The following is a 15,121-nucleotide window of genomic DNA, read 5'->3' on the forward strand; positions in this document are numbered from 1 at the left end:
TCCCGGCCACATTGCTAGCCGGCGGCGGCGGTGGGCCCGAGCACATCGGCGAGGTCGTAGCCGACGACCTCCTCCAGCTGGTCGTACGTACAGCTCGCGGGCGCCCGGTCGGGCCGCATCCGGCGGAACTGCGCGGTGTGCCGGAAGCGGTCGCCCTCCATGTGGTCGTAGGCCACCTCGCAGACCCACTCGGGGCGCAGCGGTACCCAGGACAGGTCCTTCTTTCCCGTCCAGCGGCTCTGCGCCCCGGGGAGCCGGGCGCTCTCGTGGGCGGCCTCCTCGGCCCAGGCGGCCCACGGGTGGCCCTCGGGATCGGGCATCCGCAGCGGTGCGAGCTCGTCGACGAGTTCGGCGCGGCGCTTCATGGGGAAGGCGGCGCAGACGCCCACGTGCTGGAGGACGCCGTGGGCGTCGTACAGACCCAGGAGCAGCGATCCGACAATCGGACCGCTCTTGTGGAAACGGAATCCCGCGATGACGACGTCGGCCGTACGCTCGTGCTTGATCTTGAACATGAGGCGGGCATCGGGCCGGTAGGGAAGATCGAGGGGTTTGGCGACCACCCCGTCGAGCCCGGCGCCCTCGAATCGCTCGAACCACTCCTGCGCGAGCGCGGGGTCGGTGGTCGCGGGCGCGAGATGCACGGGGGGACGGGCAGTGGAGAGCATCCGGGTCAGGGCGGTACGACGGTCGGCGAGCGGCGTGTCGAGCAGGGCCTCGTCGCCGAGCGCGAGCAGATCGAAGGCGACGAAAGCGGCGGGAGTCTTCTCGGCGAGCGTCTTCACCCGGGAGGCAGCGGGATGGATCCGCTCGCTGAGCCGGTCGAAGTCGAGCCGCCCGCCGTGGATGAGGACGATCTCGCCGTCGACGACGCAGCGGTCGGGCAGATTGTCCCTGAGCGCGACCACCAGCTCGGGAAAGTACCTGGTCAGGCTCTTCCCGGTACGGCTGCCGATCTCGATCTCGTCCCCGTCCCGGTGGACGATCGCGCGGAAGCCGTCCCACTTGGCCTCGTACTGCATGCCTGGTGGGATCTTGGCCACGGACTTGGCGAGCATCGGCTTCACGGGTGGCATCACCGGCAGATCCATGACTCCGATTCTGCGGTGGTACGCCCGGACCCGCTCGGTGTGCGGGCCAGGCCGGGCCCGCCTACCGTGGCGGACATGGGTGCTGCGGGCAGTGCGATCGAGTTGGAAGCGGGTGGCCGGGCGGTCCGGCTGTCCAGCCCGGACAAGGTGTACTTCCCGGAGCGCGGCCTCACCAAGAGGGACGTGGCCTCCTACTACCTGGCCGTCGCGGAGGGCATCACGCGCGCCCTGCGCAACCGGCCCACCACCCTGGAGCGGTATCCGGACGGGGTGGAGGGCGAGTCCTTCTTCCAGAAGCGGGCCCCGAAGAACCTGCCCGACTGGATCCCGACCGCCCACATCGCCTTCCCCAGCGGACGCACAGCCGACGAGATCTGCCCGACCGAGCCGGCCGCCGTCCTGTGGGCCGCCAATCTGGGCTGTCTCACCTTCCACCCCTGGCCGGTGCGCCGGGACGACACCGACCGTCCCGACGAACTGCGCATCGACCTGGACCCGCAGCCGGGCACCGACTACCACCACGCGGTGGCCGTCGCCCACGAACTGCGCACGCTGCTGGAGGAACTGGGGCTGCGCGGCTGGCCCAAGACCTCGGGCGGCCGCGGCCTGCACGTCTTCGTACCGATCGAACCGCGCTGGACCTTCACCGAGGTCCGCAGGTGCGCGATCGCGATCGGCCGTGACCTGGAGCGCCGGATGCCGGGGAAGGTCACCACCGCCTGGTGGAAGGAGGAGCGGGGCGAGCGGATCTTCGTCGACTACAACCAGACGGCGCGCGACCGCACCATTGCCTCGGCCTACTCCATCCGCCCGCACCCGCACGCGCCCGTCTCGGCACCGCTGGGCTGGGACGAAGTGGACGCGGCGGAGCCGCGCGACTTCGACATCGTGACGATGCCGGCGCGCTTCGCGGAACTGGGCGATCTGCACGCGGACATGGACGACCACGCCTTCTCCCTGGAAGCGGCTCTGGAACTGGCCGACCGCCACGAACACGACCACGGCCTGGGCGACATGCCGTACCCCCCGGACTACCCGAAGATGCCGGGCGAGCCCAAACGCGTCCAGCCGAGCCGCGCGAAACACGAGGACTGACCCGCCACCCGCGGGACGTGACCGGACGATCAGGCGGAGAAGCCCGCTTACCGACCTCTGCGTCCTGGGTTGGAGCCTATCGGCCTCCAGGGAGTCCCCGAGCGGCCCGTCTCGCAACGGACGCCGCCGCCAGCGTCGGACGGCATCGACGTAGACACTTCGAAATGCGGCCAGGCGCAACCCAGTCCAACCGGTACGGACGCACGGCGTCCCCAGCGCGCTCACCTCACGCGACTGGGTTGACCGGCAAGGAAGCCGCAACGACTGGGATCGCTGTCAAGCGTCTCGATTGGATGACAACGGGCAGTCCAGGGCGGTGGCCGAGGGAACGACGGGGTCCAAAAAGAACACGAACGATCGTGCTAATATCTGCTCACTGTCTTGACCTGGCCATCTTTGTGGCCACTCTGAGGAGATCCGGAGAACCGGGCATGCATCCCATGGCTTCACTCCTGAGCACCACCCTCAACATCAGCGCCCGGGTGGCCCCGGGCCCGGTCGGGCGGGTGGCGTTCGCGCTGTTCGTGCGGCCGCTCGGACGGCCGCGCGTGCGGGCCGGGGAAGCGGAGGTCATGGCCCGGGCCGTGATCGGGCGGATCGTCGTGGACGGGATACCCGTCACCACGTACCGCTGGGGCGAGGGCGGGCAGCCCGTGCTCGTCGTGCACGGCTGGACCTCGCGCGCCTCGCGTTTCACCGGCTTCGTCGAGGCCCTGCGCGCGCAGGGCCGGACCGTCGTGTCCTTCGACGCCCCCGGCCACGGCGAGTCCGGCGGCCGGGCCACCACGATCCTGCGGCAGCGCGAGATCATCCGGCAACTGCACGCGCAGTACGGGGACTTCTCTGCCGTCGTGGCCCACTCCTTCGGAGTGGTCGCCACGTTCTTCGCCCTGCGCGACGGGATCCGGGTCGACCGGATCGTAGGCATCGGGGGCGTCGCCGACTTCGACTACCTCGCCGCGCAGTTCCGCGCCAACCTGGGCGTGAACCAGGCCGTCGAAGACGCCCTGCGACGCCACGTCCAGCGTCGTCTCTTCCCTGCAGAGCCCGAAGTCTGGCCCCGCTTCGACGCGTGCCGCCGCCCCGAGGAGATCCCCTCGGACATCCTGCTCGTGCACGACCTCGACGACGACACCGTGGCACCCTCCCAGTCCCGCGCCCTCGCGGCCGCCTACGGGGAGCGGGCCCGCCTGATCGAGACCCGTGGGCTCGGCCACCGGAGGATCCTGGCCGACCCGGACGTCATCGCCACCGCCGCCGAATTCCTCGCGGAGGCGGTGGTCCGTGCGCCTGCCCCCGCCGACGCTTCGGCCCCGACCGGGAGTTCGGCCCCGACCGGGAGTTCGGCCCCGACCGGGAGTTCGGCGGGCGTGCGATGAGCGCCATCCGGCCCGAAGCCGATGGCCATGGAGATGTTGATGTCGACATTCGTCTTGGCCTGGGTGTCTCCGGGGAGAGGCCGGGGGCCGGGCGGATTCTGGGGCTCGCCTCCGCCGTCACCTTCCTCGCCTTCCTCGACGCCACCGTCGTCAACGTCGCCTTCCCCGATCTGCGGCGCGCCTTTCCCGAGGTGCCGCTGGCCCGTCTGACCTGGGTCGTCAGCGCCTACGCCGTGCTCTTCGCCGCCCTGCTCGCCGCGGCCGGACGGCTCGCTGACACCCTGGGCCGACGCGTGCTGTTCATCGGCTCCGCCCTCGCCTTCACCCTCACCTCGCTCGCCGCGAGCGCCGCTCCAAACGCCGACCTGCTGATCCTGGCCCGCGCCCTCCAGGGGGCGGCCGCAGCCGGGATGATCCCGGCGGCGCTGGGCCTCGTACTTGCCCACACCCCGCCCGCCCGGCGGGCCGCGGCCCTCGGAGCATGGTCGGCGGCGGGCGGTCTCGCCGCCGCCGTCGGGCCCAGCATCGGCGGACTGCTCGTCGAGTGGTGGGACTGGCGGGCGATCTTCCTCGTCAACGTGCCGCTGGGTCTCGCGCTCTGCTGGGCCGCCGCCCGGGTCGTCCCCCGGGAGCCGCGCACCGGCCACCGCCTCCCCGACCCCGTCGGTACGATCGCCCTCGCCCTCGGCATCGGGGGAGTGGTCGCCGGGCTGTCCCAGGGGGCCGAGTGGGGCTGGACCGACCCGAAGGTGCTCGGCCTCGTCATCGGCGGCGCCCTGGCCGGAGGCCTCGCGCTGCGCCGCTCGCTCAGCCATCCGGCCCCGGCCGTGGACCGCGACCTGTGGCGGGACCCGCTCTTCGCCCGCGCCAACGTCGGCGCCCTGCTCTTCGGGGCCGCCATGTACGCGTGGCTGCTGACCGGCCCGTCCTACCTCATCGGCCGCTGGAACTACTCGGTCCTGCAAGCCGGGTTCGGCGTCACCCCCGGCGCCGTGTTCGCCATGGTCGGCGCGCTCGTCGTCGGGCGCAGGGTCCCCGCCCGCCTCCAGTGGGCGGCCGTCACCGTCGGATCCCTGCTCTTCGCCGCCAACGCCATGCTGCTGTGGGGCTGGGTCGAGGACTCTTCCTCGTACGCCCGGATCTTCCTGCCGGCCGGGCTGCTCGGCGGACTCGGCATCGGAGTCGTCGTGACCGCGCTCTCCACGGCCGCCTCGGCGGGCCTTCCGCCGGGTCGCTTCGCGGCCGGCACCGGCATGCTGATGACGGCCCGGCAGCTGGGCGGCGCGCTCGGCGTCGCCGCCACCGCCGCTCTGCTCACCGGAGCGGGTACGGGTACGGGGGCGGGCGCCGGGGACCACTGGCGCGGGGTCTTCATGCTCATCGCACTGACCGCGCTGGGCGCGGCCCTCGCGGGTTGCTGGATGCGCGTCAGCGGCCGGAATCGGCGGGGAGGCTGACGGCGGGAACGCTGTCGGCCGGTGCGCCGAAGAGCGGGAAATCGATCACGGGCGGCCGTTCCGGGAGTTCCTCCGGGGCGGCCGTCGCCGCGCGCAGCCGGGCGAGGATGCCGCGGCTCGCCCGCCCGTAGCCGACGGAGTCCTCGTGCAGCAGGGAGTGTGCGTTGGCCAGTTCCATCAAGGCGATGATCTCGAAGGCCAGCTGCTGCACGTCCGTGAAGTCGGCCGACTCGCGGAACCCGCCCGCCAGCCGGGCCTCGTCCAGCAAGCCCTCCACGTAACGCGTCCAGTCGTCGCGGTTCTTGGCGACCTCGTCGCGGACGTGCCCGGGGCGCGAATCGAACTCGGCGGCGGCGGAGTAGAAGAAGCAGCCGCCCGGGAAGACCCGGCGCCCGGAGTAGTCCAGCCAGCTCTCGCACAGCCGCCACACCTTGGCGATCCCGGCGGGATCGTCCCGCACCGGCCGCACGACCTGCTCGACGAAGACGGCCCTGGCGGCCCGCACGGTGGCGAGCTGCAGGTCCTCCTTGGAGCCAAAGAGGGCGAAGACCCCGCTCTTGCTGAGCCCCAGATCCGTGGCGATCCTGCCCAGGGAGAGGCCTTCCAGGCCGTCCACCGAGGCGATGCTCATCGTCCGCTCAAGGACGGTTCGCCGCGTCTGGTTTCCGCGCTCCACGCGTCCGTCTGCCATGTCCTCATCGTACCGAACTCATCGAACGCACGGTCGTTCACTCTGTGGTCACGTGGTCACGTGGTCACGTGAACGGGTGTTGATCAGTCGTTGATCGGACGTCCATCGCGGCCGACCAGGCTCAGCGGCATGTCGATGAACACCACCGCCGCCCTCGCCGCCCCCGCCTGGTACGAGCTCGCCCTGTGCGCTCAGACGGGCCCCGGGTTCTTCTTCCCGGAGCCGGGCTCCTCGCTGCGCGACGCGAAGCGGCTCTGCGGGGCGTGTGAGGGCCGCAAGGCCTGCCTCGAGTACGCGCTGTCCAACGACGAGCGCTTCGGCGTCTGGGGCGGCCTCTCGGAATCCGAGCGCCAGGCCCTGCGCCCGCTCCGCCCCTGACCGGACCGCTGTCCGCCGCCCGTCGTCAGGACGCGCGAAACCCCGGCGAGCTTTGCTCTGCCGGGGCTCCGCGTCAGTTGTGGCCGTTGTGCACGGCCGCGGCCGTCAGGCCTTGCGGGCGGCGATGCGCGCCGCGCGGGCGGCCAGGCGCTCGTCGAACTTGCGGGCCTCGGAGTCCAGGCCGTCCATGAAGAGCCCGAGCTCCTCCTGGGCCTTCTGGCCCTCCGGGCCGAGACCGTCGATGTCCATGATCTTCAGGAAGCGGATCACGGGGCTCAGTACGTCGTCGTGGTGGATCCGCAGGTTGTAGACCCCGCCGATCGCCATCTGCGCGGCCATCCGCTCGAAGCCGGGCATCCCGTGTCCGGGCATCCGGAAGTCGACCACGACATCCCGCACGGCCTGCATCGTCAGGTCAGGGGCGATCTCGAAGGCCGCGCCCAGCAGGTTGCGGTAGAAGATCATGTGCAGGTTCTCGTCCTGCGCGATACGGGCCAGCATGCGGTCGCAGACCGGGTCACCGGACTGGTGGCCGGTGTTGCGGTGCGAGATGCGGGTCGCGAGCTCCTGGAAGGCCACGTACGCCACGGAGTGGAGCATCGAGTGGCGGTTGTCGGACTCGAAGCCCTCCGACATGTGCTGCATCCGGAATGCTTCGAGCTTGTCCGGGTCCACGGCGCGCGAGGCCAGCAGGTAGTCGCGCATCACGATGCCGTGGCGGCCTTCTTCGGCGGTCCAGCGGTGCACCCAGGTGCCCCACGCGCCGTTGCGGCCGAAAAGGGACGCGATCTCGTGGTGGTAGCTGGGGAGGTTGTCCTCCGTCAGCAGGTTCACGACGAGCGCGATCTTGCCGATCTCGGTGACCTTGGACTGCTGCGGGTCCCAGGCTTCGCCGTCCTCGAAGAAGCCGGGGAAGTTGCGGCCGTCGCTCCACGGGACGTACTCGTGGGGCATCCAGTCCTTGGTGACCTTCAGATGGCGGTTGAGTTCCTTCTCGACCACCTCTTCCAGCGCGAACAGCAGCTTGGCGTCGGTCCACGCCTCCGAGCTGCCGAGGTGGGGAGAGGTGATCGTCACGGGTACTCCTGGGTGCAAAGCGAATTACCTACGGTTCCGTAGCCTACGGAGTCGTAGGTTAAGCGCGACATCAAGGCCAGCCAAGCCCCACCCAGGCATATGCCCGATTACGTCCCGTTATTTATGCAGTTTAAAAGGGCGTGGAGGGGGTTTCGGGAGGACCAAAGTCACGCCAGGAGGTGGTCCGCTGCTCCCGCCTTGACGGCGGAGATGAGTGCGCGGAGGGCTTCGATCGAGTCGGTGACGTATGCGGCGGACTCCGTGGTGCCGATGTAGGCCTGGCCCTCGGCGTCGAGCCCGAAGCGGAAGCAGTTCGCGCCTTCGCTGCAGAAGGCCTCGTCCCACGCGATGCCGGACGCCGCCGGGGTGGCTGCCGGCGGCGCCGCCGCAGTGGTCGTGGGCGTGGTGGTCGCGCTCATGTCGTTCTCTCGTCTCCTCGTCGGATCCGGTCAGGTGGTCGGTCAGCCGGTCAGCCGGTCGGTCGGTCAGAGGGCCTGTGCGATGGCGTGGACGAAGTCGCGGGACTCGGAGGCCGGCAGCGTCAGCGAGCGCAGTCGCTCCAGCAGCCCGCGGTAGCGGAGCAGCTTCATCTGCGAATCCAGCAACATCGAGCCGTGCGAACTGTCCAGCTGCACGGTGTCCAGCTCGCCGATCGTGGCCGCGGCGTAGGTGAAGGACTGGCCGGCGCCCGGGAACCCGCCGGCCGTGAACGGAATCACGCGCACCGTCGTACGCGCCCGCTCCGACTGCTCCAATATGTGCTCGAGCTGCGCCCTGGCCACCTTGGGGCCGCCGAACTGCATGCGCAGCGCGGCCTCGTGCACGACCGCCTCGTAGAGCGGCGGCGCCTCGCGTGCGAACACCCGCTGGCGCTGCATCCGCAGGGCCAGTCGGGCCTGCAGGTGCGGCTCGGGCAGCGGTGGGTCGGCGGTGTCGAAGACGGCCCGCGCGTGCGCCTCGGTCTGCAGCAGCCCGGGTATGTGCGTGGTCACGGCGGTGTGCAACTCGACCGAGTGGTGCTCGAGTTCGCAGATGTCCAGGAGTGCGGGCGGCAGCACCCCCCGGTGCTGTTCCCACCACCCCTTGTCCCGCTCCTGTGCCATCGAGGCCAGCAGGTCGACCAGCCCGGTGTCGGGGCAGTCGTAGTTGAACGCGAGGGTGCGGACGCGCTCGGCGCTGATGCCGATCCGGCCCGATTCGATGTTCGGGATCCGGGTGCGGTCCACGCCCAGGAGCGCGGCGGCCTGCTGCACCGTCGTGCCCGACTGCTCACGGAGTCTGCGCAGCTCCGCGCCCAGGCGCTGCTGTCGCGCGGTCGGCGTACTCCTCGGTGGCACGGGGTCCCCTCTCCTCCGGTCGGGGGCGTGCGGGAGGGCCCCATCAGTCCGGAAATGCCATGAGAAATCATCAAGTCGTCGTACAAGTAGTAGCACTGTGCACCCAGTTGCGCTACGGTCGGTAGCGCAAGTCTCACACGGGGCGACCTCGAGGCCTTGTATGACCACACGGCTGTGACCACACGGCTTTGATCACGGGGCGCATGACCACACGGCTCCTGATCGGGCCGCGGGCCTCAGGCCCCACGCATTCAGATCCTTGGAGCAGCACGATGACGGGAACTCTCCGCGGCCTGCGGCCGGTCCACGAGTTCCGGCAGGTCCCGCCCGAGGCGGAGAATCTGAGTTACTCCATAGGCCTGCCCGGCGGTGCCTACTGCGCGGGCAGCGCCCGGGGAGCCGTACGGTCCCTGCTCGATCGGCACGGGCTGCCCGACCTGTGCGACACCGCGGCCCTCGCCGTCTCCGAACTCGTCACCTGTGCACACCGGTTCACGCCGGACAAGGAGATGATGCTCAAGGTGCGCTGGCAGTTCGACGCGCTCAGGCTCGTCGTCTACGACCAGCACCCGGCGCACTCCTCGCCCGAGGCGAGCGAGGAGTGCAGACGGCGGCGCAGCCGCGGGATGTGGCTGCTCTCGGCGGTCGTCGATGCGTGCGGCGGAGACTGGGGCCTGACCCCCGTCCTCACGGCCATGGGGGGCACCAAGTCCTGGGCCTTACTTCCGCTTCCGCTTCCGCTGCCGCTTCCGCTGTCGATCCCGGGTTAGACCGGCGGCGGGCGCCTTCGGCGCCGCGGGTCCCTGGGGAGGGCCCGACTCACGTGTGCCACAGGGACTCCCGCACCTCCTCGGCCGTGGTCGGCCGCATCCGGCCGCCACCGCCACCGCCGTCCCGGTCGGCCTCGGCCCCGCCCTCTCCGTCGCCCTCGCCCGCTCCGTCTTCCTCTCCGTCTCCGTCGAGGAGCAGCCACCGCGTGATGCCGATCGACTCCAGGAACGGCACGTCGTGGCTGGCCACCAGCAGTGCGCCCTCGTAGGAATCCAGTGCGTCCGTCAGCTGCCTCGCGCTCGCCAGGTCCAGGTTGTTCGTCGGCTCGTCCAGAATCAGCAGCTGCGGGGCCGGCTCCGCGAGCAGCAGCGCCGCCAGGGTGGCCCGGAACCGCTCGCCGCCCGACAGGGTGCCGGCCGCCCGGTCCGCCCGCGCACCCCGGAACAGGAAGTGCGCGAGCCGGGCCCGGATGAGGTTGTTCGTGGCGTGCGGGGCGAAGCGCGCCACGTTCTCCACGACCGTGCGGTCGTCGTCCAGCACGTCGAGCCGCTGCGGCAGGAACCGCGTGGGCACGTGGGTCTTCGACTCGCCGGAGGCCGGGGCCAGTTCTCCGGCGATCGTCCGCAGCAGGGTGGTCTTGCCGGAGCCGTTGCGGCCCACCAGCGCGATCCGTTCCGGACCGCGCAGCTCCCACTCGCCCGCCACCCCGGCTCCGTGGACCGGGCGCAGTTCGCTGAGGGTGAGTACGCGGCGGCCCGGCGGGACCCGGGTGGCGGGGAGTTCGATCCGGATCTCGGCGTCGTCCCGTACGGCCAGGGCCGCGTGGTCGAGCCGCTCCTTGGCCTGGGCCAGCTTCTCGGCGTGCATGATGCGGTGCTTGCCGGCCGACTCCTGGGCCGCACGCTTGCGGGCGCCCATGACGATCTTCGGCTCGCGCTTGTTGTCGTTCATCTTCTGGCCGTACCGCTTGCGCCGGGCCAGTTTGAGCTGTGCGTCGGACAGTTCGCGCTTCTGGCGCTGGACGTCGGCCTCGGCCACCCGGACCAGCCGCTCGGCCGACTCCTGCTCGGCCGCCAGCATCTCCTCGTACTCCGTGAAGTTGCCTCCGTACCAGCGGACTTCGCCGTCCCGCAGGTCGGCGATCTGGTCGACCCGCTCCAGCAGCTCCCGGTCGTGACTGACCAGGACCAGCACTCCGGACCAGGACTCGACCGCGGCGTACAGCCGGCGGCGCGCCCGCAGGTCGAGGTTGTTGGTCGGCTCGTCCAGCAGCAGGACGTCCGGACGGGCCAGCAGCAGGGCGGCCAGGCGCAGCAACACGCCTTCGCCGCCGGACAGTTCACCGACGGTGCGGTCGAGTCCGATGTGTCCGAGCCCGAGCTGGTCGAGCGTGGCCAGGGCCCTTTCCTCCACGTCCCAGTCGTCCGCGACGGCCTCGAAGTTCGCCTCCGTGGCCTCGCCCGCCTCGATGGCGTGCAGGGCGGCCCGGGTGGCGTGGATCCCGAGGGCCTCGTCCACCCGTAGGGCGGTGTCGAGGGTGACGGTCTGCGGGAGGTAGCCGACCGTTCCGGAGGTGGTCAACTGGCCGTCGGAGGCGGCCAGTTCACCGGCGATGAGTTTGAGGAGGGTGGATTTCCCGCAGCCGTTGAGCCCGATCAGGCCGGTGCGGCCGGGGCCGACCGTCAGCTGGAACCCGTCGAAGACGGGGGTTCCGTCGGGCCAGGCGAAGGACAGGGCGGAGCAGGTGATGAATGAGGGAGCAGGACTCATGGAGGCCTCCAGGTTGCGTGAGTGGTGAGTGCAACTCGGGGAGACAGCCGGCCGTGGGCGACGGCCCGACGGTGGTCGGGCCTCGGGTCGGTGTCTCGGACCTCAGACGAGCAATGTCCTGCTCCGTTTCGGCGGCGATGGGGCATCCACGAAGCTACGGGCGGCCGGAACCGCCCGCAAACGAATTAGGCCGTCCCTTTCGGATCTCGACGCGGACGAAGTCGACAAGATCCGAAAGGGACGGCCTGGCGGGAAGGGGATGCGAGGATCAGCAGGAGTCGCGCATCAGCTCGGCCAGGCTCTGGTCCATGTCCAGGTACAGGTGCTCCAGCCCGGGAGGCACGATCGTCGAGACCCGCTCGAGGAACCGGTGCAGGTCCGCCGTCACCATCAGCACGATCGCAACGCCCTCGGGGGCGTGGAACTCCACCGTGGTCCGGTCGGCGTCGTACGGGCGCACGCGGACGTCACCGCAGCCGGCCGGCCGGTCGAGTCCGGACTCCAGCAGCTCGCGCGAGAAGGTCCACGAGACCTCGACGCCCTCCAGGGTGGCGGGCGCGGGGAAGGCCATGCGGACGGCGAAGGGATCGGCCCGGTCATAGCAGAACGTGACCGGTACGGTTTCGACCTTCGGCGCGGTGGCGACCAGTCGGGCCTGCACGGCCTGCTCGATGACAGTGATCAAGGCTCGCTCCCTTGCGGCAGATCTCTTGCCGGGTTGTGGGGTAGGACCCGGCAACGGGATAGACGCCGGAAATGGCGAATCAGTGCACGCGAGGTTGCGTGAGCTGTGTCACCGAATGGCTTGATCCTTTCTGTGTGATCGCACAGGGTGACGGGGGTGCGGGCTCCTCGACCCTGCCCGCACGGCCCGGAGCGGTCGCAGGAAGGCCGGTTCCAGCTCACTCCACAGGCTCAAGCCCGCCCCGGACCACCCGGTGCACCGCTCCGTACGGGGTGGGAGCGTCCGGCTCACCGCCCGGTGCGGTAGCGCCCCGGCGTGGTCCCGAACTCCCTGTTGAAGGCGTGCGAGAAGGCGTACGGGGTGCCGTAGCCGACCCGGTGGGCGATCGTCGCCAGTGAGTCCGGGGTGTCGCGGAGCAGGGCGGCGGCGTGCGTCAGGCGCCACCAGGTGAGGTACGCCATCGGGGACCGGCCCACGAGGGCCGCGAACCGGCGTGCCAGCGTCGGGCGCGAGACGCCCGCCTCGGCGGCCAGGAGGTCATTGGTCCACGGGGCGGCCGGGTCCGAGTGCAGGGCGCGCAGGGCCGCGGCGGTCACCGGGTCGCCGAGCACGGCCGGCCAGACCCCGGCCGGGGCGCCGCCGGCCGCGCCCTCGGTCATCCACGAGCGGATCATGTAGACGAGGAGGAGGTCGAGCAGGCTCGGGACCGCGATGCAGGCGCCGGGTCGCTGCCCGTCCAGCTCGCGCCCCAACAAATCGATGGCGGACCGGAGTTCGAGGTTGACGCCGACCCGGTTCGGCAGGTGGACGACCTGCGGAAGCTCCTCCATGAGCGGGTGCGCGTGGCTCCGGTCGAGCCGGTACTTGCCGCACAGCAGCTCCACCTCGCGGGATGCGACCGGTGCGGCCGGGGCGGCCGGTCGCCGGGGCGGCTGCCCTTCGGCGGCCCAGCGCTCGAAGGGCACCGCCCGCTCCACGGTCTTCGTATCGGCCGGGGAGTCGGCGATGACGTGCCCCGCGCCGTGCGGCAGGAGCACCGCGTCGCCGGTGCCGAGGGTGATCGGCTCGCCGCCGTCGGGCAGCAGCCAGCAGCTGCCCTCCATCACCACGTGGAAGCCCGCGCCCTCGTACGGGGCGAACCTCGCGCACCAGCCTCCGTCGACCCGGACCCGGTTCGAGGAGGGCCGCCCGATGCGTACGGCGGAGATCGCGTCGCTCACCACATCCATGTCCGCAGGATACCCGCACCGTCTCGGTGTTGAGAGCTCTGCGTATTCGAATGATCAGAACAGGTATTGATCCGCTCATCTCGGCCTTCCTAGAGTTGAGGGCATGAGCAGCGAGAGCAAGCAGGGCATCGTCCTGGGTGACGTAGAGGTCAGCAGGGTCGTGGAGTGGCACGGGGCCTTCACCCCCGCCGGTGACCTCGTCCCGGACTCGACGGCCCGGACGTGGAAGGACAACGAGGACTGGCTGGCGCCGGACCACTGGGAACCCGGCACCGGCAGGGCGGTGCTCACGCTCCAGACCTGGGTCCTGCGCAGCGGCGGGCGGACCGTCCTGGTGGACACGGGCGTGGGCAACGGCCGCGAGCGGCCCGGATCGCCGCTGTTCCACCACCGGCAGGGCGACTTCCTCGGCAGCCTGGCGCGCGCCGGTGTCCGGCCCGAGGACGTGGACGTCGTCGTCAACACCCACATCCACGGCGACCACGTCGGCTGGAACACGGTCAGCGAGGGGGGCTCCGCGGGGGAGGGGCAGGAGTGGGTGCCCACGTTCCCCAACGCCCAGTACCTCATCCCGGCCGCGGACGACTTCCACTTCGGTCCCGCCAACGCGTACGGGAACGGCCTTCGCGAGGACGACCGGCTGATCTACGAGGACAGCATCGCCCCCGTCCACCGGGCCGGGCAGGCCGTGGTCTGGGAGGGATCCCACCGGATCGACGAACACCTCACCCTGGAAGCCGCTCCCGGCCACACCCCCGGCTCGTCCGTGCTGCGCCTCGCCTCCGGCGGCGACCGCGCGGTCTTCGTCGGTGACCTCCTGCACAGCCCGGTGCAGATCCTGGATCCCGCCTGCAACAGCTGCTTCTGCATGGACGCGCGGTCGGCGGCATCGAGCCGCCGGCGCATTCTCGAACGCGCCGCGGACGAGGGCGAGCTGCTCGTCCCGGCGCACTTCGGCGGCTCGGGAGCCGTGGAAGTCCGCCGGAACGGCGACGGGCTCGCGCTGGGCCGGTGGGCGGGCGTGTGAGGGCGGCGGTGGCCGACGGCCTCAGACCACCGGGCTCTCCCGCACCGTCGACAGGTCCGCCGAGGTCTTCGTCGCGATGAATTCCGTGATGCGGTAGGAGCAGACGCCCGCCACCGTGAAGGGGTCCTGGGCGGCGATCCTCTCGATCTCCGCGCGGGAGACCCCGCCGGCCAGGATCATTCCGCCGTCGCGCGGGACCTTGCGCCCCGAGGCGAGGAAGATTCCGGCCGCGTAGTAGCCGTCCAGCCAGGCGATGTGCGCGTCCATCTCCTCTTCGACGGCTTCGACGGGCGCGGTGTAGGTGAGCTCCATGACGAACATGATCGCCAGGCTACTCTCGCCCACTATGACGAGTGCGAAGATCCCCGCCGACGAGGCCGAGGCCAAGGCGATACAGGACGAACTGCGCGGACGCGTGGTTCTGACCGAGACCGGGCCGCCGCCTGGCGCCGGGCTGATCGCGGGAGTGGACGTCGCCTACGACGACGAGCGCGACCTGGTCGCCGCCGCGGCCGTGGTGCTGGACGGCGCCACCCTCGAAGTCGTCGAGGAATCCACCTCCGTGGGCCGCGTCAGCTTCCCCTACGTGCCCGGCCTGCTCGCCTTCCGCGAACTGCCGACCGTGCTCGCCGCACTGGAGGCGCTGGCCGTCACGCCCGACCTCGTCGTCTGCGACGGGTACGGGCTGGCCCATCCGCGCCGCTTCGGCCTCGCCTGCCACCTCGGCGTCGTCACGGGACTGCCCGCCATCGGTGTGGCGAAGAACCCGTTCACCTTCACCTACGGGGAACCGGGCGCCGGGCGCGGCGAGTGGGCCCCGCTGCGCGCGGCCGAGGGCGACGTCGTCGGGCGGGCGCTGCGCACCCAGGACGGGATCAAACCCGTCTACGTGTCGGTCGGGCACCGGGTGTCGCTGGACAACGCCTGCGCGCACGCCCTCGCCCTCAGCCCCCGCTTCCGGATCCCCGAGACCACCCGGCACGCCGACTCGCTGTGCCGGCGTGCCCTGCGCGAAGCCACCGCCGCCGCCTAGGGCCTGTCGTCAAAGTGGCGTCGTCGCCCGGAGGGCGGCCTGCCGGGCGTCGCGAGGCAGACGGCACTTTGACGATAGGCCCTGGAGCGGTGGCCGGTGGG

At 71.1% G+C, this 15,121-nt stretch carries 16 protein-coding genes; 7 read left to right on the forward strand and 9 right to left on the reverse strand.

Annotated elements, in window-relative coordinates; genetic code table 11:
• Positions 1-14: 14 nt before the first annotated feature.
• On the reverse strand, positions 15-1,091 hold the full coding sequence (locus AC3IYJ_RS32930; protein WP_489398143.1) for an ATP-dependent DNA ligase: 1,077 nt from the start codon (positions 1,089-1,091) through the stop codon (positions 15-17).
• A gap of 75 nt (positions 1,092-1,166) precedes the next feature.
• Between AC3IYJ_RS32930 and ligD the strand changes: the two genes are divergently transcribed.
• The 3 genes from ligD (at position 1,167) to AC3IYJ_RS32945 (ending at position 5,022) form a co-directional block, all read left to right on the forward strand.
• On the forward strand, positions 1,167-2,186 hold the full coding sequence (gene ligD, locus AC3IYJ_RS32935; protein WP_489398144.1) for a non-homologous end-joining DNA ligase: 1,020 nt from the start codon (positions 1,167-1,169) through the stop codon (positions 2,184-2,186).
• A gap of 440 nt (positions 2,187-2,626) precedes the next feature.
• Complete coding sequence (locus tag AC3IYJ_RS32940) at positions 2,627-3,565, forward strand: alpha/beta fold hydrolase (protein WP_489398145.1); 939 nt, start codon at positions 2,627-2,629, stop codon at positions 3,563-3,565.
• Complete coding sequence (locus tag AC3IYJ_RS32945; RefSeq protein WP_489398146.1) at positions 3,562-5,022, forward strand: DHA2 family efflux MFS transporter permease subunit; 1,461 nt, start codon at positions 3,562-3,564, stop codon at positions 5,020-5,022. Before AC3IYJ_RS32940 ends, AC3IYJ_RS32945 begins: the two co-directional genes overlap by 4 nt.
• Here the strand turns inward: AC3IYJ_RS32945 and AC3IYJ_RS32950 are convergent.
• On the reverse strand, positions 4,994-5,713 hold the full coding sequence (locus tag AC3IYJ_RS32950; RefSeq protein ID WP_489398147.1) for a TetR/AcrR family transcriptional regulator: 720 nt from the start codon (positions 5,711-5,713) through the stop codon (positions 4,994-4,996). The two genes, AC3IYJ_RS32945 and AC3IYJ_RS32950, sit on opposite strands and share 29 nt — an antisense overlap.
• 129 nt (positions 5,714-5,842) lie before the next feature.
• Between AC3IYJ_RS32950 and AC3IYJ_RS32955 the strand changes: the two genes are divergently transcribed.
• Entirely contained in the window at positions 5,843-6,091 is a 249-nt protein-coding gene (locus AC3IYJ_RS32955; protein ID WP_489398148.1) for a WhiB family transcriptional regulator, read from the forward strand.
• Positions 6,092-6,196: 105 nt separating this feature from the next.
• Here AC3IYJ_RS32955 and AC3IYJ_RS32960 read toward each other — a convergent pair whose 3' ends face one another.
• The 3 genes from AC3IYJ_RS32960 to AC3IYJ_RS32970 all read right to left on the reverse strand — a co-directional run bounded on the left by AC3IYJ_RS32960 (position 6,197) and on the right by AC3IYJ_RS32970 (position 8,505).
• The gene (locus AC3IYJ_RS32960) at positions 6,197-7,168 is read right to left on the reverse strand and encodes an acyl-ACP desaturase (protein ID WP_489398149.1); all 972 of its coding nucleotides are present in this window, start codon (positions 7,166-7,168) and stop codon (positions 6,197-6,199) included.
• Between the two features lie 167 nt (positions 7,169-7,335).
• The gene (locus AC3IYJ_RS32965) at positions 7,336-7,587 is read right to left on the reverse strand and encodes a hypothetical protein (protein WP_489398150.1); all 252 of its coding nucleotides are present in this window, start codon (positions 7,585-7,587) and stop codon (positions 7,336-7,338) included.
• Between the two features lie 66 nt (positions 7,588-7,653).
• Positions 7,654-8,505, reverse strand: a complete 852-nt coding sequence (locus tag AC3IYJ_RS32970; RefSeq protein ID WP_489398151.1) for a helix-turn-helix domain-containing protein — start codon at positions 8,503-8,505, stop codon at positions 7,654-7,656.
• A gap of 272 nt (positions 8,506-8,777) precedes the next feature.
• Between AC3IYJ_RS32970 and AC3IYJ_RS32975 the strand changes: the two genes are divergently transcribed.
• On the forward strand, positions 8,778-9,275 hold the full coding sequence (locus AC3IYJ_RS32975; RefSeq protein ID WP_489398152.1) for an ATP-binding protein: 498 nt from the start codon (positions 8,778-8,780) through the stop codon (positions 9,273-9,275).
• A gap of 49 nt (positions 9,276-9,324) precedes the next feature.
• Here the strand turns inward: AC3IYJ_RS32975 and AC3IYJ_RS32980 are convergent, their stop codons facing one another.
• The 3 genes from AC3IYJ_RS32980 to AC3IYJ_RS32990 form a co-directional block, all read right to left on the reverse strand.
• Positions 9,325-11,046 (reverse strand): ABC-F family ATP-binding cassette domain-containing protein, encoded by a 1,722-nt coding sequence (locus tag AC3IYJ_RS32980; RefSeq protein WP_489398153.1) that lies wholly within the window; start codon positions 11,044-11,046, stop codon positions 9,325-9,327.
• 268 nt (positions 11,047-11,314) lie between these two features.
• On the reverse strand, positions 11,315-11,731 hold the full coding sequence (gene ssgD / locus AC3IYJ_RS32985) for a spore wall synthesis regulator SsgD (protein ID WP_489398154.1): 417 nt from the start codon (positions 11,729-11,731) through the stop codon (positions 11,315-11,317).
• Positions 11,732-12,018: 287 nt separating this feature from the next.
• Complete coding sequence (locus tag AC3IYJ_RS32990; RefSeq protein WP_489398155.1) at positions 12,019-12,960, reverse strand: AraC family transcriptional regulator; 942 nt, start codon at positions 12,958-12,960, stop codon at positions 12,019-12,021.
• Positions 12,961-13,063: 103 nt separating this feature from the next.
• Between AC3IYJ_RS32990 and AC3IYJ_RS32995 the strand changes: the two genes are divergently transcribed.
• Positions 13,064-13,987 (forward strand): MBL fold metallo-hydrolase, encoded by a 924-nt coding sequence (locus AC3IYJ_RS32995; RefSeq protein ID WP_489398156.1) that lies wholly within the window; start codon positions 13,064-13,066, stop codon positions 13,985-13,987.
• Positions 13,988-14,008: 21 nt separating this feature from the next.
• On the opposite strand, the gene AC3IYJ_RS33000 is transcribed toward AC3IYJ_RS32995, so the two are convergent.
• Entirely contained in the window at positions 14,009-14,308 is a 300-nt protein-coding gene (locus tag AC3IYJ_RS33000; protein WP_489398157.1) for a YciI family protein, read from the reverse strand.
• Positions 14,309-14,333: 25 nt separating this feature from the next.
• Between AC3IYJ_RS33000 and AC3IYJ_RS33005 the strand changes: the two genes are divergently transcribed.
• Positions 14,334-15,020 carry an endonuclease V gene (locus AC3IYJ_RS33005; protein WP_489398158.1) on the forward strand — a complete coding sequence of 229 codons (687 nt, stop codon included), beginning with the start codon at positions 14,334-14,336 and terminating at the stop codon, positions 15,018-15,020.
• Positions 15,021-15,121 lie beyond the last annotated feature (101 nt).

The sequence above is a fragment of the Streptomyces sp. GL_140 genome, from assembly GCF_057834465.1.

What these genes read in the sequence shown, in the direction of transcription:
- AC3IYJ_RS32930 (WP_489398143.1), bottom strand. Translation starts at nt 1,091, where the DNA reads ATGGATCTGCCGGTGATGCCACCCGTGAAGCCGATGCTCGCCAAGTCC.
- ligD (WP_489398144.1), top strand. Translation starts at nt 1,167, where the DNA reads ATGGGTGCTGCGGGCAGTGCGATCGAGTTGGAAGCGGGTGGCCGGGCG.
- AC3IYJ_RS32940 (WP_489398145.1), top strand. Translation starts at nt 2,627, where the DNA reads ATGGCTTCACTCCTGAGCACCACCCTCAACATCAGCGCCCGGGTGGCC.
- AC3IYJ_RS32945 (WP_489398146.1), top strand. Translation starts at nt 3,562, where the DNA reads ATGAGCGCCATCCGGCCCGAAGCCGATGGCCATGGAGATGTTGATGTC.
- AC3IYJ_RS32950 (WP_489398147.1), bottom strand. Translation starts at nt 5,713, where the DNA reads ATGGCAGACGGACGCGTGGAGCGCGGAAACCAGACGCGGCGAACCGTC.
- AC3IYJ_RS32955 (WP_489398148.1), top strand. Translation starts at nt 5,843, where the DNA reads ATGTCGATGAACACCACCGCCGCCCTCGCCGCCCCCGCCTGGTACGAG.
- AC3IYJ_RS32965 (WP_489398150.1), bottom strand. Translation starts at nt 7,587, where the DNA reads ATGAGCGCGACCACCACGCCCACGACCACTGCGGCGGCGCCGCCGGCA.
- AC3IYJ_RS32975 (WP_489398152.1), top strand. Translation starts at nt 8,778, where the DNA reads ATGACGGGAACTCTCCGCGGCCTGCGGCCGGTCCACGAGTTCCGGCAG.
- AC3IYJ_RS32980 (WP_489398153.1), bottom strand. Translation starts at nt 11,046, where the DNA reads ATGAGTCCTGCTCCCTCATTCATCACCTGCTCCGCCCTGTCCTTCGCC.
- AC3IYJ_RS32990 (WP_489398155.1), bottom strand. Translation starts at nt 12,960, where the DNA reads ATGGATGTGGTGAGCGACGCGATCTCCGCCGTACGCATCGGGCGGCCC.
- AC3IYJ_RS32995 (WP_489398156.1), top strand. Translation starts at nt 13,064, where the DNA reads ATGAGCAGCGAGAGCAAGCAGGGCATCGTCCTGGGTGACGTAGAGGTC.
- AC3IYJ_RS33000 (WP_489398157.1), bottom strand. Translation starts at nt 14,308, where the DNA reads ATGTTCGTCATGGAGCTCACCTACACCGCGCCCGTCGAAGCCGTCGAA.
- AC3IYJ_RS33005 (WP_489398158.1), top strand. Translation starts at nt 14,334, where the DNA reads ATGACGAGTGCGAAGATCCCCGCCGACGAGGCCGAGGCCAAGGCGATA.